Annotated in this window: 16 protein-coding genes; 10 read left to right on the top strand and 6 right to left on the bottom strand. The window is 68.0% G+C overall.

Going from position 1 to position 19,737, the window contains the following annotated elements; translation table 11 throughout:
• Positions 1 to 7: 7 nt before the first annotated feature.
• Positions 8 to 1,957 carry a hypothetical protein gene (locus IPG50_27315; protein MBK6695886.1) on the bottom strand — a complete coding sequence of 650 codons (1,950 nt, stop codon included), beginning with the start codon at positions 1,955 to 1,957 and terminating at the stop codon, positions 8 to 10.
• 139 nt (positions 1,958 to 2,096) lie between these two features.
• Between IPG50_27315 and IPG50_27310 the strand changes: the two genes are divergently transcribed.
• The 5 genes from IPG50_27310 (at position 2,097) to IPG50_27290 (ending at position 9,886) form a co-directional block, all read left to right on the top strand.
• Positions 2,097 to 2,798: a phospholipase gene (locus IPG50_27310; GenBank protein MBK6695885.1), complete on the top strand. Its 702-nt coding sequence runs from the start codon at positions 2,097 to 2,099 to the stop codon at positions 2,796 to 2,798.
• Positions 2,795 to 3,646: a nucleic acid-binding protein gene (locus IPG50_27305; protein MBK6695884.1), complete on the top strand. Its 852-nt coding sequence runs from the start codon at positions 2,795 to 2,797 to the stop codon at positions 3,644 to 3,646. The genes IPG50_27310 and IPG50_27305 overlap by 4 nt, the downstream gene beginning before the upstream one ends.
• A gap of 45 nt (positions 3,647 to 3,691) precedes the next feature.
• Positions 3,692 to 5,047, top strand: coding sequence for a hypothetical protein (locus tag IPG50_27300; GenBank protein ID MBK6695883.1), 1,356 nt, complete (start codon positions 3,692 to 3,694; stop codon positions 5,045 to 5,047).
• A gap of 381 nt (positions 5,048 to 5,428) precedes the next feature.
• Positions 5,429 to 8,455 (top strand): thrombospondin type 3 repeat-containing protein, encoded by a 3,027-nt coding sequence (locus tag IPG50_27295; GenBank protein ID MBK6695882.1) that lies wholly within the window; start codon positions 5,429 to 5,431, stop codon positions 8,453 to 8,455.
• A gap of 165 nt (positions 8,456 to 8,620) precedes the next feature.
• Positions 8,621 to 9,886 (top strand): hypothetical protein, encoded by a 1,266-nt coding sequence (locus tag IPG50_27290; GenBank protein MBK6695881.1) that lies wholly within the window; start codon positions 8,621 to 8,623, stop codon positions 9,884 to 9,886.
• A 16-nt stretch (positions 9,887 to 9,902) separates the two neighbouring features.
• Here IPG50_27290 and IPG50_27285 read toward each other — a convergent pair whose 3' ends face one another.
• Genes IPG50_27285 through IPG50_27275 form a run of 3 tightly spaced genes read right to left on the bottom strand, consistent with a single transcriptional unit; the run spans position 9,903 to position 12,996 of the window.
• Positions 9,903 to 10,646, bottom strand: coding sequence for a 1-acyl-sn-glycerol-3-phosphate acyltransferase (locus IPG50_27285; protein MBK6695880.1), 744 nt, complete (start codon positions 10,644 to 10,646; stop codon positions 9,903 to 9,905).
• Positions 10,647 to 10,701: 55 nt separating this feature from the next.
• Positions 10,702 to 11,313, bottom strand: a complete 612-nt coding sequence (locus IPG50_27280) for a GNAT family N-acetyltransferase (GenBank protein ID MBK6695879.1) — start codon at positions 11,311 to 11,313, stop codon at positions 10,702 to 10,704.
• Between the two features lie 57 nt (positions 11,314 to 11,370).
• Positions 11,371 to 12,996 carry a hypothetical protein gene (locus IPG50_27275; protein MBK6695878.1) on the bottom strand — a complete coding sequence of 542 codons (1,626 nt, stop codon included), beginning with the start codon at positions 12,994 to 12,996 and terminating at the stop codon, positions 11,371 to 11,373.
• A gap of 112 nt (positions 12,997 to 13,108) precedes the next feature.
• Here IPG50_27275 and IPG50_27270 point away from each other — a divergent pair, with 112 nt between their 5' ends.
• On the top strand, positions 13,109 to 13,498 hold the full coding sequence (locus tag IPG50_27270; GenBank protein MBK6695877.1) for a pyridoxamine 5'-phosphate oxidase family protein: 390 nt from the start codon (positions 13,109 to 13,111) through the stop codon (positions 13,496 to 13,498).
• Positions 13,499 to 13,510: 12 nt separating this feature from the next.
• Here IPG50_27270 and IPG50_27265 read toward each other — a convergent pair whose 3' ends face one another.
• Positions 13,511 to 13,723 (bottom strand): RNA-binding S4 domain-containing protein, encoded by a 213-nt coding sequence (locus IPG50_27265; protein ID MBK6695876.1) that lies wholly within the window; start codon positions 13,721 to 13,723, stop codon positions 13,511 to 13,513.
• Positions 13,720 to 15,246: a GAF domain-containing protein gene (locus IPG50_27260; protein MBK6695875.1), complete on the bottom strand. Its 1,527-nt coding sequence runs from the start codon at positions 15,244 to 15,246 to the stop codon at positions 13,720 to 13,722. The genes IPG50_27265 and IPG50_27260 overlap by 4 nt, the downstream gene beginning before the upstream one ends.
• Before the next feature lie 103 nt (positions 15,247 to 15,349).
• Between IPG50_27260 and IPG50_27255 the strand changes: the two genes are divergently transcribed.
• The 4 genes from IPG50_27255 to IPG50_27240 all read left to right on the top strand — a co-directional run bounded on the left by IPG50_27255 (position 15,350) and on the right by IPG50_27240 (position 19,734).
• Positions 15,350 to 16,969 (top strand): polysaccharide biosynthesis C-terminal domain-containing protein, encoded by a 1,620-nt coding sequence (locus tag IPG50_27255; GenBank protein MBK6695874.1) that lies wholly within the window; start codon positions 15,350 to 15,352, stop codon positions 16,967 to 16,969.
• A 123-nt stretch (positions 16,970 to 17,092) separates the two neighbouring features.
• Positions 17,093 to 17,881 carry an alpha/beta fold hydrolase gene (locus IPG50_27250; protein ID MBK6695873.1) on the top strand — a complete coding sequence of 263 codons (789 nt, stop codon included), beginning with the start codon at positions 17,093 to 17,095 and terminating at the stop codon, positions 17,879 to 17,881.
• On the top strand, positions 17,878 to 18,780 hold the full coding sequence (locus tag IPG50_27245; protein MBK6695872.1) for an alpha/beta hydrolase: 903 nt from the start codon (positions 17,878 to 17,880) through the stop codon (positions 18,778 to 18,780). Before IPG50_27250 ends, IPG50_27245 begins: the two co-directional genes overlap by 4 nt.
• Before the next feature lie 66 nt (positions 18,781 to 18,846).
• Positions 18,847 to 19,734, top strand: a complete 888-nt coding sequence (locus tag IPG50_27240) for a CPBP family intramembrane metalloprotease (protein MBK6695871.1) — start codon at positions 18,847 to 18,849, stop codon at positions 19,732 to 19,734.
• Positions 19,735 to 19,737: the final 3 nt, after the last annotated feature.

Here is a 19,737-nt window from a genome sequence, read left to right as displayed (position 1 = left end):
CGCGCTGTCAGTCAACGCCGCGGCGCGGGTCCGCGCTGCCGACATCGACGCGAAAAACACGCCCTCTGGCGTCGACGGGCGTCGCGCTCGGACGCGACCACGCGCGCGTCATCGACCGCATCGCGCTCGGCCCCGTCCAGGCCGCCGCGCGGCCAGCGCAACCGTCGAATGCGAGCGCCACCGTGAAGCCGGGTGCCAGGTCGCCGCGGAGCGAGTCGACGAGATCGCCGTTGTGTTTGCCCACCATGCGCAAGTTCTCTTGGGCGCGCGCCATCGTGTAGCCGGCCTCGCCCACGGTCACCGCCGTGCTCGGTTCGAAGAAGAACGCGCGCGGCGTGTCGCACGCCCCCTTCGGGACGTCGGACTTGCGAACGAAGCACGCCGCGAACGAAGCCGCGAACCACGCGAGAAGACCAACAACGGGCGCAAGCGCGAGCCACCTTGGACTTTCCCCAGCCTCGCTCGCACGCGGGTGAGCCCCTGCCGTCGCCATTCGCTCGTCGGCCCGCGCGATCCAAGGCAGGACCGCCATGAAGCTCAAGGTGGACGCTTGGAGCTGCGCGCTCTCGGTGATCCACGGAGGCGTGAGGAACGCGGCGCTGACGGTGCCGGCGAACACCAAGAGCGCCGCCTCGCCTACGCGCGATAGGGTCCCGCGCCGCCACGCGCGCGCGGCGCGCCACGACTCGCGGAGGAGCGCGAGGGCGTAGAGGCCGCCGAGCGTGGCCATGAAGATCAGGTTGAGCGCGCGGTAGAGGCCGGCGTTGTCGACGAGTCGTCGGGCCCGTTCGCCCAAGGTGCCTGAGCCCTCCAGGTGCGTGTCGTCAGGTGCGTAGTGAATGACCGAGAACGTTCCGTGGGGACCCGCTACGAACGAACCCGCGCTCCGAAAGATTCCGAAGACGAGCCACGGCCTCTCGGCGATCTCGCGCCCCAAGAGACGCAAGGTCGCGTTCATGCGCTCCGCTTGTGGCAGGTCGGCAACGTCGCGGTGGACCTCGCCCAGGTACGTGAACTGCTCGCCGTGAACGGCGCCGTAGAGGACCGGCGGAAACTCGCCGCCCATGCGCCCGAAGCCGTCGCCGAGCGAGCGGATCAACGACGCGTTCGCGATCGCGGCGGCGCCGAGCGACAAGGCGCACAGGAAGGCGAGCCTTCGCCCGCGGGCTTCGGCGCGGCGTGCGATCCAGACGACCAAGAGCGGCAACGCGACGAGAGGCCCCGGGGGGCGCGCGAGAAGCGCCACGCCGAGACACAAGAACGCGACCGGCAAGAGAGGCCCGCCTCGCAGCGTTCGGCCGCCGTGGGGCGTCGCCGCGAGCAAGAGTCGGAAGGCCACGAGGCCTGCAATGGCGGCGAGCGCCTCCGTCGCGACCACAAAGAGGTAGCGCCGCAGGAAGAAGGCGAAGACGACGAGGACGACGGCCAGCGCGCGCCAGCCATAACGCGCGCCAAGCTCTCGCGATACGGCTCCCATCAAGAGCGCGGCCACGAGCCCGAAGACGCCGAGCGCCGCGCGCAGGTCGAAGCCCGTGAGCGACATGACGCCGGCGAGGCTCAAGGGATAGAGCGGACGCATCGCCGTCAGCGTCGCCGGCGTGCTCAGCGGCAAGCCGTGGACGAGACGCCAGGTGTTGGAGAGGAAACCCTCGGCGTCGCTCCACGGAATGATGCCGCCGACGAGCGCGTGGCGCCCTTCGAGTCCGGTCCATAGTTGGTGCGCGAACGATGAGGCTCCCACGGCGACGAAGAAGGCCATCGTGAGCGCCAGGCCGACTCGTCTTGAGAGCGGCACCGTGAGCCACGCAAAGAGCGACGCCATGGGCACGAAGACGAGCGCGTCATAGCGCGGCAAGACGCCGCCCACGACGAGTGCCGCGTGCGTCAATGCGAGCGCGAGAGCGGCGACGGCGCGCAGTCCCGGCGACGCGTTCGTGGAAGGCGGAGTGGACGGCAAGGCGCGTTGCCACGCTCGCACGGTGGGCGGCTTCGATCCAGGCGCATCGCGCCGGCGGCGCCACGCTTCGCGAGACGGCCGTCACGAGACGCGACGCAGGGCCGCCGCTATGACCGCTGCTGCTGCTATGGTCCAGAGCATGGAAAGGCTCCCTCTCGCGGCGCGCGTCACCGGTGGCTCCGACTCCCGCGGCGGCGGTGACGGCCCTGTCGTCGTGCTCCTCCACGGCTTCGGCGCCCCCGGCGACGATCTCGTCGCGCTGTCTGGCGTCCTCGACATGCCCGAGGGCACGCGCTTCGTGTTTCCGGAAGCGCCGCTCGAACTGCCGCCCGAGTACATGGGCGGGCGAGCCTGGTGGTGGATCGATCTCGAGGCCCGCATGCGCCGCCGCGCGCGCGGCGAAGCGCCAGACGTCCACGAGGTGCCGGAGGGCCTGCACGAAGTCAGCGCGAAGGTGAACGCGTTCCTCACGGAGATCGAACGCATCTTCGCACCGGCACCCGGCAAGCTGCTCCTCGGTGGCTTCTCGCAAGGCGCGATGCTCGCGCTCGACGTGGCCCTTCGGTATCCGCGCGCGCTCGCGGGCGTCGTCCTCATGTCGGCGACGCACATCGCCTCTGGCGAATGGGAGGCGCGCTACGAGCCACGGCGCGGCTTGCCGGTCTTCATGAGCCACGGCCGAGAGGATGAGCTCTTGCCGTTCGCGACGTCGGAGGCGCTCAAGGACACGCTCGTCGCGCACGGCCTGCCGGTCACGTGGCACCCCTTCCGCGGCGGTCACACGATTCCCCAAGCGGTGCTCGACGAGGTCTCCGACTTCGCGAAGCGGGTGCTCGCATGATCCTCGATCACTTGGGCCACCACGTGACGCTCTCGGTGCGGCGCGTCGGCTCGCCGGGCGCGTTCCTCTCGGAGCGCGCCGAGGAAGACCGCGACGTGGTCCTCTTGCCGGGGCGCGAGGTTCCGGAGAACGCCGCCGAAGGCGACGAGATCGAGGTCTTCATCGCGCTCGATTCGGAGGATCGACCCATCGCGACGCGGGAGGAGCCCAAGCTCACCCTCGGCGAGGTGACGTTTCTCGAGGTCAAGGCCAAGACGAGCTTTGGAGCCTTCGTCGATTGGGGGCTACCGAAGGAGTTGCTCGTGCCGCTCGGCGAGCAGACCCGCGACGTCTTCATCGGCGAACGTCACCCCGTGGGCCTCATCCTCGACGACACGGGGCGCCTCGCGGGAACGATGCGCGTAACGGAAATGCTCGACGAGCTGCCGGATGCGCAGGTCGGCCAGTGGGTCCAAGGAGAAGCCTGGCGCAACGACCTCTCGCTCGGGCTCTTCGTCATCGTCGAGCGTCGGCACGTAGGGCTCGTTCCTGTGAGCGAGCCGCACCGGCTGGAGCGCGGCGCCGCCGCGAAGTTTCGCATCACGCACGTGCATCGAGACGGCAAGATCGAGCTCTCGCTGCGCGGCCCGGCCCACCTGGAGCTCGAAGGCGACGCTCAGCGCATCCTCGCGGTGCTCTCGGGCCCCACGCCACCGCGCGTCTCCGACAAGTCGAGCCCCGACGAGCTGCGCGAGCTCTTCGATCTGTCGAAGAAGGCCTTCAAGCGGGCCGCCGGTCGCCTCCTTAAGGAGGGCGCCATCGCCGCCGACGGCGAGGGGAATTTCGTCGTGCGGCCGAAGCGCGCCTGACGTGGCCTCGCGCCCCTCGGCGCAGTTTCCGCTACCATCCGCGGCGTGAAGCTCCTCATCGCCTTCCTTCGCGTGGCGCCCGGCGCCGCGCTCGCCCTGGCCACCACCGCGTCCTTCGTCGCCGCCTGCGGAGCCGACGACGCCAACGGCGCAACCGCTGGCGGTGGAACCCCCGCCGGGCAAACGCCTTCCGACGCTGGCAGCGTGACCTTCCCGGTCACCGACGGCGGCATCCTCGTCACTGAAGCGGACGCGGGACCTCCCGCGTGCCGCGGCGACGTGCCTTCGACAGCCGCGCCGCAGGCGAGCCCTCCGCCGGCGCCGGCCTTGACGCTCGCCGCTGGGTACAAGATCGAAACGCTCGCGACCGTGACCTCGCCGCGCCACCTAGCGGCGCTTCCCAACGGCGATCTCCTCGTGGGCACGTCGGGCACTCGGCTCATGCTCATTCCCGGCGCCGAGGCCGACGGCGCCTCCGGCGCGGCGACGACCTTCGCCACGCTCCCCGAGTCGCAGGCCCACGGCGTCACCTTCGCGCGTGCAAACTGCACGGTTTACGCCGCCACAACGCAGGGTATTCATTCGATGCCCTACGTCGACGGGCAAACGTCAGCGGCCCCAGGCTCCGGCATCGCGAAGGTCCGCCCCGGTGGCGGGGGCGGCCACGTCACGACGTCGCTGGGTTTCTCGCAGGGCCAGCTCTACGCCTCGGTAGGCTCTTCGTGCAACGCCTGCGTCGAGACCGATCCCACACGCGCGACGATTCAGATCATGGGCGCCGATGGCAGCGGCATGACGACGCGAGCCAAGCGAATCCGCAACGCCATCGCGGTCGCCGTGCACCCCCAGACCGGCTCGCTTTGGGCGGGGGGGGCGGGGCAAGACGATCTGCCGACGGGTCACCCCTACGAGTTCCTCGACCCTGTCACGGCGCACGCTGGCGTGGCCGACTACGGCTGGCCCGACTGCGAAGAGAACCATGTGGCCTACAAGGCCGGCGCCGATTGCTCCGGCGTGGTCGTGCCTCGCGTGGTGGTGCCAGCCTACTCAACGATCATCGGAGCGGCGTTTTACCCAGCGAACCAGCCGGGCACCTTCGCCTTTCCCGCGAGCCACAAGGGCGGTCTCTTCTTGTCGCTGCACGGCTCGTGGCATGACGCGAACGGCAAGTACATCGCCGCGCCGCGCGTCGTGTTCGTCGAAATGGACGGCGACACGCCGAAGATTCCCGTCGATTGGGCCGATCCCCAAAAGCAGCTCACGGACTTCGTCACGGGCTTCCAACTCGCCGACGGCACAACGCGCATTGGACGCCCGAGCGGCGTCGCCGTGGGCGCGCGCGGGAGCCTCTTCGTGGCCGACGATCAGGCGAACGTGGTGTACCGCATTCGTCCGAAGTGACGAAGTGAGCGGCCGAAGGGAAAGGCCGCTAGAGGCTCGTGTGCTCCAACGGATGGCGCTCGCGTTCCGCGTGCCGCAGGGTCCCACTCATTTGCGAAGCGTTGGCGCGTTGACCGTGCGCACGAGTTGAACGCGGCCATAGTCAGGGGCTGCCTTCGCTGTCTTGAGGCGGAAATCCAACGGCTCGGGGGGGACACGCGATGCGACGACTTCGTGAAGGCGGGCGGCTGGGCGTGCTGATCGGGCTGGGCTGGTTGCTTGCGTCATGCAGTGACCTCGAGGTAGGTCCCCCCCCCCACGGCTACCCACACGATTCGTGAGCACATCTCGGGCGGGAACGTTCACGACGTCACGAATGAGCCGGGGCTGCCGTATCGCGCGGTGGGGTACATAAACTTCGCGACCGGCGGATTTTGCTCCGGAATCGCGTTCGGTCGAGACCGAGTGCTCACCGCTGCACATTGCCTGTGCGGCGGGGCCGCCGGGGTCTTCTCGCTGCCGCAGGCCGTCGGACCGGCCGCTCAGGTCTCGATCCTCAGTGCGACGCCTTTCCCTGCCGACTTCGCGAACATCTTCTGTGTGCCGCCTTCCTCGAAGCCGGCCGGCCGGGCGGACCGCGACCTCGCTGTCGTATTGCTGTCGCGCAACCTCACGACCACAGAGTTGCCGTCGCCCCTCAAGCTGTACACGGCGGGCGACTTCCTTGATCGGCTCTTCAATCCCGCGCTTAGCCAACCGGTGTTCATGCCGACCGCAAGCGAGATGATTGGCTTCGCAGGCACCACCACGCGCTTCGCGGCAACCAATCCACCTCTGACGTTCACTCAGGACTGCGGCGTCTTGGGACTTGGAACCTGCTCATGGAAGTACATCGAGACCGTTCAGGGAGCGCGCTCTGACCCCGGGGACTCAGGTGGACCGAGCACGTTCTTCATGAACGGCACCCAGGCGACGGCGTTCGGGGTCCATTCCGGCACAGCCACGGTGCTGCTTAGCACGGTCAATCGAGACTCCCCGACGTTCGACCACTCCGGCAACGGCAACGGCCAGTTCCTCCGGCAGTTCATCGCCGACGCCGATGAAGACGGCATCAATGACGCAACGGACAACTGCACGCCAGCCAAGGCTCCGCAGTGCCTCACCAAGCCGTGGCTTTGCTCCAACCCCAACCAAGCTGACGATGACGGCGATGGGGTCGGAGATGCCTGCGACAATTGCCCGGCTACCGCCTGCACGGCCCGGGGCTACGTGACGACGATATGCAAGAACGCGAACCAGCAAGACGCCGATGGTGACGGCATCGGCGACGTTTGCGACACCTGCCCGACAAGCGCCAGCGACGGCCTCGATGCCGACGCCGACGGGGTGGGCGACACCTGCGACAACTGTTCCTTGAAGCCGAACGGCTATGTTCGCTGCACGACGTCTGCCGATTGCGGCGGCGCGGCGTGCATCTCGGCTGGCTCGTTTGGGCGGTGTTTGACCGGCAACAACGTCGGCGCCGCGTGCTCTACGAACGCCCAGTGCGCCGGCGGAACCTGCCAGACCAACATCACGCTGCTCGGCCGCTGCGCGACCCAGCGCGACGACACCGACGGCGACAGCATTGGCGACGTTTGCGACAATTGCCCCACCGTGGCGAACCTCGGCATGGAAGCGAACTCGAACACGTTCGCGGAGGCCAAGGTCGGCGCGACGGCGCTAGGCGACATCTGCGATCCGGTACCGGTCTTCGTGTCGAAGCCGATCCTCGGTGGCTTCGTCCCGAACGCGCCGACGTACGCTTCGACGAGCGCGGTCACGACGTTCCTTTCGACGGCGGGCTTGGGCGTCGGCGGGTCGGTTTCCACGGTCTCTGGGCCGGTTGGGTTTCGCCACTGCTCGTGCACGGATCCGCTTGATGGGACCAGCGTGATCGACAAGAACTCGTGCTCGTCCACTTTGCGATGTCGAACGCTTCGCGGCGACTTCGACGCCAGCGGCACGCGCTGGAACAAGGTGACGACCGCGACGACCGGCGGCATCGCGATGCCACCTACCCCCGCCGTGGGCGCCGGCATCGACCAACGGCTCACGCGCACGTTCTCGTCGACGACTACGACGCAGTTTCTGCCGCACCCGGAGCAGACGGAGAACACGCGCGTCGGCACTCCGGAGGTCCTCGGTTGGTTCTCCGCTCGCGACGTCGCCGATGCGCGCGTCGAGAGCGTCACAGTCAACGGCGTCGCGGGAACCGTCGGTCTCTTCTGGAGCTCTGTGCGAGACGGCGCGGCCGCGTCGACACGTGACTCGTCGAGCCTGCAACAGCTCCGCGAGAACTACGAATACGTCACGACGCCGCTCGTTCGCCCGCTGCAGCCGCTCTACACGATTCGGCACCTACCGTGCGTGTTTCACTACTGCCAGTTGGTGCTTCGGCCCGATTGGCTTTGGGATCCGGCACCGATTCGGGACTACTACAATCCCGCGCCCTTCACCTTGGTGGGCTGGCCGGCGCGGGCGTACACGACCGCCACGGCGGGGCAGCACGTCGCCGTCGGCGGCGCGGGCCAACCTCAGGTGGACCTCACGCCCGTCATCCCGGCTTCCGTTCGCACGCTGATGAGTCGGACCGACATGCGATGGGTGAGCCCGTCGGAGCCGGGCACGCAGGTAAACCGAGCCGCGACCGACGCCATCTACGTGGGCGCGCCGGCAACGTGGACGGCAGCGAGCTTGCGGCCCACCATGTTGAGGCTCTCGACCTACACGCTTCGAGCCAAGACCCCAGGAACACCGCCCGCCGGCACCCCCGGATTCGTCCCGAGCGATCGGACGAGCTACGGCGCGTTCTATTCGGCGAGCGAGCGCCGCTTCGTGATGGTCGGTGGCCACGATCCTGCGACCGGTCGCGTCACGAGCGAGGTTTGGAGCTATGGGATCGACACAGACACGTGGACGCATCTCTTCGCCGCCGTCCAACAGGTGCCGGTCGCCGACGTCTTGGCGACGGCCTACGACGCCAAGGCCAAGCGATTCGTCACGCTCGATCGCTGGGTCAATCCCGTCGACTCGTTGACCTACGACCGACTCACGCTCTTCAACATGGCGACGGGGACCTCGACGACGCTGGTCAACGCGCGAGACTCGGCGCGTTACTCTCGCTTCGGGCTCGCGGTCGACAACGATGGCAGCTTCATCGTGACGGGGCAGCCTACGGCCGGGAGCACGTGGGACGCCTACCGCTTCCGCGTCGACACGGGCGCGCTCGTGTGGGTCAACGCCACTCACCCGACGGGGCTCCTGCTCGACACGCCGGTGCGCATGGCGAGCGGCGTCTTCGTGCCGGTCCTTGTCGACACCGCGCAAGCGATGATCAGCACGAAGTCGCTCACGTTCGCTGCTGACACTGTGGGAATGCGGTTCTAGAAACTTGCTTCGTCTTAGGAGATTGGGTCTGTGATCAGGTTGCGTTCAGTACTTCGTGCGACAGGACTCGCCGGCCTCTTCGCAATTGCCACGAGCGCATCGCTGCACTTCGCATGCTCAAGCGACGAGCCTGGCGTTCCGAGTCCGCCTGCGGATGGAAGCAGCGTGCGCGACGCGGGGCCTGACGCGCGTCGCGATGCGACGCCGATCACGGATGCCGAGCCGTTGGTTGACGGTGGCTTCCTCTCCGACCCGGCGATCTGGACTCCGGTCGCAAACGACTTCGGTTGTCCGCTCTTCGAGGCGCGCGTCGTGCCAGACCCCTTTCCCGCTCGTGTCTGGACATCTTGTGGGACGGGGTGTCGCGTGGGCCCTGCGCTTTTGCCCATCGACACGGCCGTCTACGTCGACGGCGTGCATTCGACCGGAATTGTGGTTGGTGGCGAGGCCTACTTGTCTTTGCTCACGGGGTATCGAGCCGCACCGGTTCGCGTACAGCAGCTCACTCGGCTGTCCGACGGAGTGACCGTCGCGGCGCCAGCCATCCGCGGGTCTCCAAATGTCTGCGGCTTTGGCGCAGGCGTGAACGATGCTGCGCTTCTGGTGGCGCCGGTCGCGGCCCGGGATCCCGAGAGTTCTTGGACCTTTGGCAAGCTGCCGACTGAACCCGGCAAGCCCATCGCGTGGCACGGCGTGACCGTGACCGCGCCCGCCATCCCGCTGGATCGCTTCTCCTTCGAAAACGCCTACGGCCTAATCTTCGCCGCCGGACAAGTGGGGCTCCTCGACAGTCCGAATGCGCCCGCGTTTGTCGTGCCAAAAACGTTGGGCACGCAAGTCTTCGATACCGCGGCGCGCGGCGCGTTGCTCGCCGTGGCCCGGTTCAGCACCGACGGCGGTGGCATCATCGAGGGGATCACTGCAGACGCGGCGGTGAACACCCTCGCGGAGATGACTGATGAGACGCCGGTCGCCGTCGCCATGGACGGCCAGCGCGTCGCGTGGATCACCGCGACGGGGCCCGTGGGAGACCGCTCCTACGGTTCGTACGCGACAACCAAGTTTCACTCGGCTCCCGTCGTCGGTACGAAGCTCGGTGCCGTGGAGCACGGGCCGTTGCTCAAGTCGGCGCCGTCGAGCTCAATCAATCGGTCTCTGGCGCTCAATGGTGACTACGCCGCCGCCATTGCGTGCTCGCCTACGACGGTTGTCGACGATCCGATCTGCCAGCTCCAGGTGGTTCAGCTCTCCACAAAGAAGGTCTGGACCATTGGCTCAAGGCCCGGCGGCAACAACTTCGTTGCGGTCATGGCCGTGTCGCCCACCGAAGTCGTGCTCGCAGAAGTCGACCATCCGACGCATCCGCCCTTCGGCAACATCGACCGCATTGTCCGCGTCGACATCGCCTCGCTCGATTCGCTCGGTTGGTAGTCCCGCCCCGCCCCCCTCAGCCCACCGGCTGCATCGACTCTGGCAGCGCCTTCAAGAACGGCGCGCGCAGCTCTTGGACGTGCTCTTCGATGCGCTCTTCGCTCCAGTCTTTCGTGGAGATGGGCGGCAAGAACGTGATCGTTACGGCGCGCGGGTCCAGGCGGAGCGTGCCCTTCTTCCAGACGCCCTCGAGGCCCACGGTGACCATCGGCACGATGGGCAGCTTCGTCTCGAGGGCGAGGTGCACGATGCCCTTCTTGAAGGGCAAGAGGCGTCCCGTCTCGGAGCGCGTGCCTTCCGGGAGAATGCACAGGTGGAGCCCTTGCTCCGCGATGAAGCGCGCCGTCTTGCGCAGCGCCGCCTTCGCCTTCTCGGTGCGCCCGCGATCGACGAAGACGTGGCCCGCGAGCCACCAGGCCTGTCCGTAGAAGGGGTAGTAGAGGACCTCCTTCTTCGCGACGCCCACGGTGCCTTTCGGCGTCAGCCAGATGGTCGTGAAGGCGTCGAGGATCGACGTGTGGTTGCATGCGTAGATGGCAGGGCGAGCGGCGGAGACGTGCTCCAAGCCAAGGACCGTGACGGTGCAGCCGCTGCACGCCATGACGGAGCGGCCGATGAGCGTCACGAAGACGTTGGCGACGCGGATGCGTAGGCCGCGCCACGGCAGGAGCAGCACGAGCACCGGTAGCATGAGCGCCACGAGGACGCCGATGGCGGCAAGGCCCGCGGCCAAGCGAAAGAAGCTCGTGACGGTGGACATTCGCGAGCGACGCTATCCGAAGGGCGGCCAGCGAGCATCTCTGTTCATCGACCGTTCAGCCGAGCACTTGCCGTCCGCCGGCGTCGAACGCGGCGACGGGCGTCGCGTGCGCCGGGCTGCCCTCGTACGCATCGGCATGCATCGTGAAGATGTCGGCGTCGTCGAAGGCGCCGCTCACGAGCTCGAGTCGCCGAGGGAGCGTGGCCTCGTGCACGAAGCCAAGCTTCTTGGGAATGCGCGCGCTCACCGCGTTGCTCCTGGCCGTGCGGATCTCGAGGAAGCGCACCTTGGTGACCTCGAAGGCGACGCGCGTCAGTGCCGCCGCGAGCTCAGTGGCATAGCCGCGACGCGTACGGTCCGCCGCGATCCAATAGCCAATCTCGAGCCCGCCGGGGCCGACGCGTGGATGAATGCCCGTCCCCCCGACGATGGCGCCCGACTTCTCGAAGACGCCCATGATGAAGTCGGTGTTCTGATCGAAGGCGGCGCGAAATCGCCGCAGCTTGGCGATCTCTTCGTCGACGGTCTCTTCCTTCTTCGCCCAGAGCATGAATTCGCCGAGGTGCGCGCGGCTCGCGGCAATGGCTGCGTTCAGTCGAGGCGCGTCCTCCGGCGACCAACAGCGGAGGGTGAGCCTCGGTGTCTCAATGCGGTGGGGGACCAGCATAGCGAGAGGAGAGCCTCCTTCCCCGCGCCTCGCAAGGGTGACGCACGGTGGCAAAGGTTAGGGCTGCGCCAGATCCCACTTCGGTCGCGTCGCGCTCTGCGCGAACGACGCGGCGTCGCCCCACTCGGCCGAGCGTGACTTCTCGCGGCCGTCCAAGAACGCGACGAACTCCAGTTGTGCGCCTTCGCAAAGGCCGCCATCGCAAGCCGCGCGTTCGTTGGCGTAGAGGCGGACGAGCTCCGTCGGCGGGACCGTTCGTCGACCCGCGGTTACGATGAAGGGAACGCGCAGGCCCGCTTCGCCGGCCTTGCCCTCATAGGCCTTGAGCACGAGCTCGGAGCAAACGACGGCGTCGTCGGTCGCGAAGTCGAAGTTGAAATCGTAGGGCCGGCCAAAGTACGACGCAGCCCGATCGATGGCCTGGGCGACTTGCCGCCTTGAGAGGCGAGGCCGGAGCGCACCGACGTAGTCGGCGCCGAGCGAGTGCTCCAGCGACGCGGCGACGACGCCCTCGCTGACGGCTTCGAGGATGCGATTCGGGTGTCCGCGCTCGTCTTTGGCCGAGAGCGCCTTCCACACGGCAGGGCGCTTCGCCTGAAAGTGCTCGCTGAAGCTCGTGCCGAAGGCGGCGCGCACGGAGTCGTCGGCGTCGAAGGTCTTTGCCAGCTCGTCTGCCGAGCCGACGTGGAGCGCCGCGTGGGGCCAGAAGCCTGGCAGGCCGGCGTTGGAGAGGTACCAGTTGCGTCGTTCGACGACGATGTCGCCGGGTGCGAGCCTTTGCCGAAGCTCGCCGAGCTGCTTGTCTTGAATGAGCCGCCTCGACTCGGGCACGAAACGCGTATCGCCGGCCCACTCGGCGAGCTCCTTCTGAACCGGAAACCACCGGTGAAACGCCGCGGAGCGGAGGAGCTCCATCTTGTTCTCGAGGCTGCCTTGCGCCGCCTTGGGGCCGAGCAAGCTGAGCGCTAGCGCCTCACGCTGCTTGACGACCTCGTCGAAGCGTCGGTCCGCCTCCGTCGACAGGTGACGTGCGATCCACAGGCGGTACCACTCGGCGCCGGTCGGTACGAACGTCTGGTCGCGGACGCTCGCCAGCTCGTTTCGCATCGCCGTGAACGAGCCCTTGGGGACGCCCAGCTCGGGGACCGCCTCGTCGAAGAGCGTCTGCGCCAGCGTCTTCTTCGACACCAAGTCTACGAAGCGGAGGCCCGCGTTGACTTGCGACGACAGGGCTGCGTGAGAGAGCGCGAAGGCACGCGCGTGGAGCGGCGCGTGTTTGACGTAGTCGACGCCGAACCACCCCGCGTAGCGCCGCTTCAAGAGATCGAGCTCCACGAGCGGGTCGAGGAAAAGTGCCCAGACGTCCCTGATGCGGCGCCGCGCTTCTGGATCGAGATCGTCGACGCGTGCCCGTTCGAGCAGGGGTGCCGCTTCGCGCGCCCGCTCGACGGCCTCGTCGATGCGCTTGGCGGCGCCTTCGAGCCGCGCAAGGTCGTCACGCGTCGTGCCGTCGAGCGCTTCCGGTGCCACCTTCCACAAGGGTGACGCGAGCGCTTCTGGCGCCAAGGCGGCGAGCGGATAGCCGCTGGCGCCGCGGTGCCGCCACGCGGCCGTGGCCACCGTGGCGCCGAGCACGACGACCCACGGCCAGACGAGGCGCTTCTTCTTTGCGAGCGGAGGCACGTGGCGAGGCTACTACGGCTGCCGCCTTTCGGGCGTTGCGCGCGGTTGCTGCCTCGGTCGCCAGACGCGCGTAGATTCCCCAACGCTGGATCGCACCGAGCTTCTCGCCTTCATGCGCAAAGGAACGTTCTGGACCCAAGCCAGCGCCACCGTCGATGGCACGCCGCAGGCGGCCGTGGTCGGCGTCGCCGTGACGAGCGCTCTCGAGCTGGTCTTCGACACGCTCGACACGACGCGGAAGTGCAAGAACCTGAGGGCTAACCCCAAGATCGCGCTGGTCATGTGGGATGGCGCCGCGACGGTTCAGCTCGAGGGCCTGGCCGACGAACCGACCGGCGCCGAGCTCTCGGAGCTCAAGGCCGTGTATTTTGCACAATTTCCCGACGGGCCGTCGCGGGAGTCTTGGCCTGGCATCGCGTACTTTCGCGTGCGCCCCTCGTGGGTGCGCCACACCGACTTCAGCGGCGCGACGCCGCTCGAGAGCGAGTTCCGATTCCCGTAGCCTGCGATGGCGTCACTCGTTCGATTCGGTGCGCGCCAAGAGCGCCTCGTCGATCACGATGGATTGCCCTTCCGCCAGGACCGTGTCGCCCAGGACCAGCTTGCGACCCCGCCGCGTTTCGACAGCGCCGTTGACCTGAACGCGGCCGCTCTGGACGAGCACCTTCGCTTGGCCGCCGGTGTCGGCGATCCCTCGAAGCTTCAGCAGTTGGTCGAGGCGGATCATCGAGAGCCCTCCTTCGCGGCCTTCAAGTACACGCTGAACTGGGTGCCGGTCTCTGTGGCGTCGAGCTCCACGCGGCCCCCGCAAGTCTCCACCGAGCGCCTTACCACGAAGAGCCCGAGACCAATGCCTTGGGTGCGCGTCGTGAAGAACGGCTCGAAGAGCTGCGAGGCCGCCTCCGGCGCGATGGTCGGCCCGTCGTTGTAGACCGTGAGCCGGACCTCCTCGCCCGTGGGCGCCGCTTCGATACGGACGGCGCCGCCCGCGGAAACGTGCGACAGCGCGTTTTGGATCAGGTTTACCAACGCGCCGCGGAGCAGCTCCGCGTCGGCACGGACGCTGCGCCCGTTGGCATCCATTCGGATGGTGGGCTCGGCGGCGCGAGCCGGGACCGCCGGATGCTGCATCGCCGCCGAGGAGGCTTCACCCACGAGCGTCAAGAGGTCGATGACGACCATCTGCGGCTCGCCGGGTTTGGCGAAGTCGAGGACCTCCTCGGCGACGCTGCGGAGCCGTTGCGCTTCTTCACCGATGATTCGCAGGAGCTCTGTCTGGTCGGGCGTCGGCTCGAGGTGCTTCAGCGCCCCGAGCGCGTTGAAGACCACGGCGATGGGCGTCCTCACCTCGTGAGCGAGGACGGCGCTCATCCGTCCCATGGCGGCGAGGCGCTCGCGCTGAACGAGCTCGGCGTGCAGGGCTGCCGCGCGCATGGCGGCGCCGAGCTGCGCGGCGAAAAGCTGGAGCGCGACGAAATCGTGCTCGGTGATGTCGGGACCCGCGACGGCGAGGACGTGACTAAGGCGCCCGTCGCTGAAGATCGGGCACCAAGCGCTGCGCCGCACTTGCGCCTCGCGCATCGACGCGTCGAGCGTCGTGGCGGCCCGGAACTGTTCGCCGAGGGTCGGCAGGTTGTCGAGGAAGATCGGGCGCATCGTCCGCGCGACCTCGGCGGCGATGGGGCTCTGAGCCGGCTCGAGGTGGCGGCCGATGATGGAGCGACCGTAGGTAGCGATGGGGTCGTCTTCGCGCCCCAAGACGCGCAGCGGCGTCGTGATCTCCCCGCTCATGGCGCTGTAGGCGACGGTCCATCCGAGCTCGATGAAGATCGGCTCGCACGCATCGAGGAGGGCTTCCGCGCCGGCTGAGGCGGCGAGGCGCCCCACGATCTCCGCGAGTCGCGAGACGAGCTCGACGCCACGACGCTCCTCGCTGATGTCGCGAGCGCACACGACGAGCGCCGCGCCAATGCGTCCGAGGCGTACGTCAGAGAGCACTTCGCGCGCGCCCGGCGGCCGAAAGCGGAGCCGGAAGGTCGTCGGCGGCGCCCAACCGGCGTCTTGCTGGGCCGCCAGCGCCGCGAGCCGCGACGGCTCTCCCGGCGCGAGGACCGTGGCCAATGGTCTGCCGATGAGCGCGGCCCGATCCATGCCCAACATCACTTCCGCCCGCGCGTTCACGGACGTAATTCGCTCGCCATCCGCGACGAGCACGGCGTCTGGCAGGCTGTGCAACAGCTCATCGCCCACAGGTCACCTATAGCCGGTTTGAGGGCAGGCCTGCTTGGAGGACGATGAGGCGCGCGCTCCCTGGCCCGAGATTCAGGTACCTTCGTCCGTCGCGCCTCTTGGGATGGCTCCGCTCGGCCCGCGAGCGATCCCTCGAGGCGACGAACGTGACGGAGGAGTTTTGGCGGCGACGGAAGACGCGACGGCGAAGGGTAGCGACGCGGACGCGGCGCCTCGCCTCATCGCGAAGGAGCGTCGCTTCGTGCCGGCCCTCAACCTCGGCGCTTCGTGGGCCAATCAGCTCATCGCCGCCGCCGGCAGCTTCGTCGTCACCCCGGCGCTCCTCAGCGGCCTCGGCGACAGCTCCTACGGGGTCTGGCTGCTCATCAACTCCTTCATCGTCTACATGCGCTTCCTCGACGTCGGGATCTCAAGCGGCACGATGAAGTACTCGGCCGGCGCCCTCGCTCGCAGCGATCGGCCGGGCCTGTCGAAGATCTTCAGCACCAGCGTCCTTCTCTTTGGCGTTGCGGGGCTCGTCGCTTCGCTGGTGACCGCTCTCTTCGTCGTCGTCTTGCCAACGGCGTACCCCGCGGTATTGGCGCGCGAACACGCGGTCATTCTTGTGCTCGGCCTGGCCACGGCCTCCGATCTCTTGTTCCGACCGCTGGGCGCAAGCCTGCGCTCGCGCTCTTTGTATTTCATCCCCGACTCGGTCGAGACGGCGACCTACCTCGTCTTCAAGTTCGGCCTCGTCCTCTATTTCGCGAGCCGCGGGCTCTCGCTGTGGGTCCTCGCGCTGCTCACGCTCGGCGAGACCCTCGTCCGGAACTTCGTCGTGAGCTGCGTGGGCTTGTGGCTCTGCGACTGGACGCGGCACCCTTCGCCTCGCTCCGTCGACCGCGCGCTTCTCAAGACGCTCGCGCTCTACGGCGCCGGCTCGCTCCTCATCAACATCGGCGAGCTCTTCCGCTTCGGCGTCGACGCCGCCGTCATCGGCTATTTCCTCCACGACGCGCAGCTCATCGCCGTCTACGGCATCGGCCTCCGGCTCGTCTCCATCGCCTATTCGACCATCAGCGCCGTCGCGGCCATGTCGATCCCCCGGTTCAGCGCGCTCTACGAGACGGAAGACCGGGAGGGCTTCATCGCGCACCTCGCGAAGACGAACCTCTTGGTGGGCCTCGTCTCCACGTACCTCTTGGTGAACATCGGCGTTCTGGGCCTGCCCTTCTTGAGGATGTGGATCGACACGCCGTGGGTTGGCCGCGCCTTTCAAGTCACCCTCATCATGTTGCCGGCTTACTTCATCGAGCTCTCGAGCGGCCCCGGCGGCGCTCTCTTGGCCGGTGCCGGCAAACTTCGCGGCGTCGCGACGCTCACGCTCGTGGAAGCCGCCATCAACCTCGCGCTCAGCGTCGCCCTCTTGCATTGGTTCGGCATCTACGGCGTCGCGTTCGGCACGGCGATCCCCATGATCCTCGTCCGCGGCCTCGTGTTCCCTTGGCTCCTCAAGCGGACGCTGGGCATCCCCATCGCCCAATACCTCCGCACCCACGCCCGCGGGCTCGTCGCCTTCGTGGTGTACGCCGTGCTCGTCCTTCCGAGCCTGCTCTTGCCCATCAAGGGGCCATTGAGCTTCATTCTGGCGGGGCTCTTGAACAGCGCAGTCTTCGTCGTGCTCGTCTTGGCGGTGCACCCGGGCGCGCGCGATAAGGTTCGCGCTCGACTCGGCCGGCGCTGAGATCGCTCGGGCCGAGACCACGCGCGTTGTCTTCGCCCCCGTTGCTTTCGAGCGCACCCGACCCTTGAAATGCGGTACTTGAAAGCCCACGCTCGCTGACGAGCGTCGCCCAATCGAGTTTCGGTGCCCGCGCTGTATTTCGGACAATCCCAGAGCGCCTTGCTCGGCGTCTTCAGCGAGGCCGCGTCGAACGTCAGGCGCGACCACGGCGTCGTCTTGTGCCCCCCCATCGGGCAGGAGCACGTGCGCTCGCATTGGGCGATGCGGCAGCTCTCGGTCGCCCTCAACAAGGCGGGGTTCGACTGCCTCCGCTTCGATTGGTTTGGCGTCGGTGACTCGGCCGGTGAGCTTCACGAGGCGACCCTTGCGCGCTGGGCGGAAGACTTGATCGCCGCCAAGGATGAGCTGCGGGATGCGTCCGGGGTCCGTGACGTGTCCCTCGTGGGGCTCCGCTTCGGCGCGACGCTGGCGGCGCTCGGCGCCCAGGCGGTCGACGCGGCAAACGTCGTCCTGTGGGACCCGGTCGTCTTCGGAAACCGCTTCGTCCGATCGCTGCGCTTGCTGACCGATTCGCTGACCACCGACTCGCTTCGCTACTTCGAGGCGAGCGGTCGTGCCCAGCGCCCGCCCTCGGAGCTCGTCGGCTTCGACTACGGGTCGTCGCTCCTCCGGGAGATCGAGTCCGTGGACCTCACGGAGCGCCTGCCCGACGCGCCCCTGTGTCTCGTGCGGTCGTTCCGGAGCCTCGAGCTGGAAGCGCTGGGCCGGAGCCTAAGGGACCGACGGGACGCCACGGTTCGCGACGTCACGCTCGATTCGAGGTGGGTGAGCCCCGACGACGTCGAAGAGCTGCTCCTCCCCGGCGACGCGCTCCGCGCCGTGACGGCGTACCTCGAGGAGCGCACGTCATGAGCCCGAAGGAGCGCGTTCATGCCTTCGGTCCCGACGGCTCGCTCATGGGCATCGTCACCTTGCCGGACGCGTCGTTCGACAGCGAGCCGGCCGCCGCGTCGCGCCCCTTCGTGGTGCTGCTCAACGCCGGCATCGTCCATCGTGCAGGCCCTTTCCGTTTGGCCGTGTCGCTCGCGCGAAGCCTGGCGGAGCGAGGTTTTTCGGTCTTGCGCTTCGATCAGTCCGGCCTCGGCGACAGCGCGAAGGGCGAGGGAGGCGCGCACGCCACCGAGCAGGTGTTGAAAGACGGCCGCGCTGCCATGGACTTCTTGGCGCAGCGCTACGGCGCGCGGCAGTTCGTCGTCGGTGGACTCTGCTCGGGAGCGATGAACGCGCACCGCATCGGCGTGGCCGACGACCGCGTCGTCGGCCTCTGGATGCTCGACGGCTCCGCCTACCCGACGCTCAGCACGCATCGGCCCACCGTGAAGCGGGTGCTCCGGTCGCCGGGGCGCTGGGCTGGCTCGGGTCGGCGCCTCTCGGGTCGCGCGTGGTCGATGGTCGCGGGGCTCATGCGAGGCCCGACCCCCATCGGCCCGTCGGCGGAGGCGTCGGACGAGCGCAAGGGGCTCTTCTACCAAGACTGGCCGCCCAAGGAGACGGCGCGCCGTGAGCTCGATCAGATGCTCACGCGAGGCGCGCGCATCCTCTTCGTCTACACCGGCGGATGGTCGGGGTTCGTGCACCCGCGGCAGTTCGATGAGATGTTCCCGCGGCTCTCGCATCGGGAGCGGGTCACGGTCAAGTACTACCCGCACGCGGACCACACGTATCTGCTCCAGGGTGACCGAAACGAGATGACCGCCGATGTGGGAGCCTTCTTGGATGCGCTCTCGCGAGACCTCTCCCGTTCGCGGTGAGTTTGTCGGTACGATGCGCGGTCCATTGCTCTCGCGTCACCAGACCGCTCGTGGACAACGCCGCGCATGAACTCCGACTCCCGCACGCGCACGCAGGCGCGGACGGGGCCGTCGGCCCTCGTCGCCGCGTACCCGGCCACGACCTTCGTCGTCGTCGCCTTCGCGACGCAGAGCTTCATCGTCGCGACCCAGTATTTTCAGATTCGCAACCACGGCCTCAGCGCCCTTCGCGTCTTCACGCCGGCCCTCGCGGCCCTCGCGGTCGCGTACCTGGCCCAGGGCAAGAGCGCCGCCGCGCACCTCCTGTCCTCGCTCTTCAACGTCCGCGTGCCCTTGAAGTACTGGCTCTTCGCCCTCGTCTACCCGTCCTTCGTGGCGGTGCTCGCGCTCCTCTGCCTCCGCGCCGTTGGCGCCGTGAACGACATCCACTTCGATTTCGCCGAGGCGGCGGGCCTAAGGTTCCTCTCCCTCACGGCGCAGATCGCTGCCTCGGAAGAGATCGCGTGGGTCGGCTTTCTTCTCGCGGTCTTTTCGGCCCGGTATCGCCTCTTTCAGGCGTGCCTCTTGGTCGGTCTCTTTTGGGGCCTTTGGTACGTCCCGCTGGTCATCGCCGACATCCAGGTGGCGCCGGGGCTGCCCATCGTCCCGCTCATCTTGAACTTCATGACCATCGCCGCCATTTGCGGCTGGCTCTACGTGCGCACGCGCAGCGCCGCGGTGGTCTTCGTGATGCAGGCGACGACCAACTACACGAGCCAGATCATCCCCGTTTTGCCGCTTCGCGGCGGCCTCGCGCAATACGTCGCCTTCGTGCTCATGAAGTGCCTCTTCGGCCTGGCGCTCTTCGCCTTCTGGGGACCGAAGCCGATGTTCGGCCGCGTTCCGTCGCGGGACGACGGCTCCCGCGACTCCGGGTCGACCGACGCCCTGCCCACCGAAACACCCGCCCGCTGAGCG

Source organism: Myxococcales bacterium (assembly GCA_016703425.1).
GTDB lineage: Bacteria > Myxococcota_A > Polyangia > Polyangiales > Polyangiaceae > JADJCA01.
This window is presented reverse-complemented; position numbering and strand designations above follow the sequence as displayed.

Excerpts from the sequence above, each read along its gene's own strand:
- IPG50_27310 (MBK6695885.1), top strand. The coding sequence starts at position 2,097 with ATGGAAAGGCTCCCTCTCGCGGCGCGCGTCACCGGTGGCTCCGACTCC.
- IPG50_27305 (MBK6695884.1), top strand. The coding sequence starts at position 2,795 with ATGATCCTCGATCACTTGGGCCACCACGTGACGCTCTCGGTGCGGCGC.
- IPG50_27285 (MBK6695880.1), bottom strand. The coding sequence starts at position 10,646 with ATGTCCACCGTCACGAGCTTCTTTCGCTTGGCCGCGGGCCTTGCCGCC.
- IPG50_27280 (MBK6695879.1), bottom strand. The coding sequence starts at position 11,313 with ATGCTGGTCCCCCACCGCATTGAGACACCGAGGCTCACCCTCCGCTGT.
- IPG50_27270 (MBK6695877.1), top strand. The coding sequence starts at position 13,109 with ATGCGCAAAGGAACGTTCTGGACCCAAGCCAGCGCCACCGTCGATGGC.
- IPG50_27265 (MBK6695876.1), bottom strand. The coding sequence starts at position 13,723 with ATGATCCGCCTCGACCAACTGCTGAAGCTTCGAGGGATCGCCGACACC.
- IPG50_27255 (MBK6695874.1), top strand. The coding sequence starts at position 15,350 with ATGGCTCCGCTCGGCCCGCGAGCGATCCCTCGAGGCGACGAACGTGAC.
- IPG50_27245 (MBK6695872.1), top strand. The coding sequence starts at position 17,878 with ATGAGCCCGAAGGAGCGCGTTCATGCCTTCGGTCCCGACGGCTCGCTC.
- IPG50_27240 (MBK6695871.1), top strand. The coding sequence starts at position 18,847 with ATGAACTCCGACTCCCGCACGCGCACGCAGGCGCGGACGGGGCCGTCG.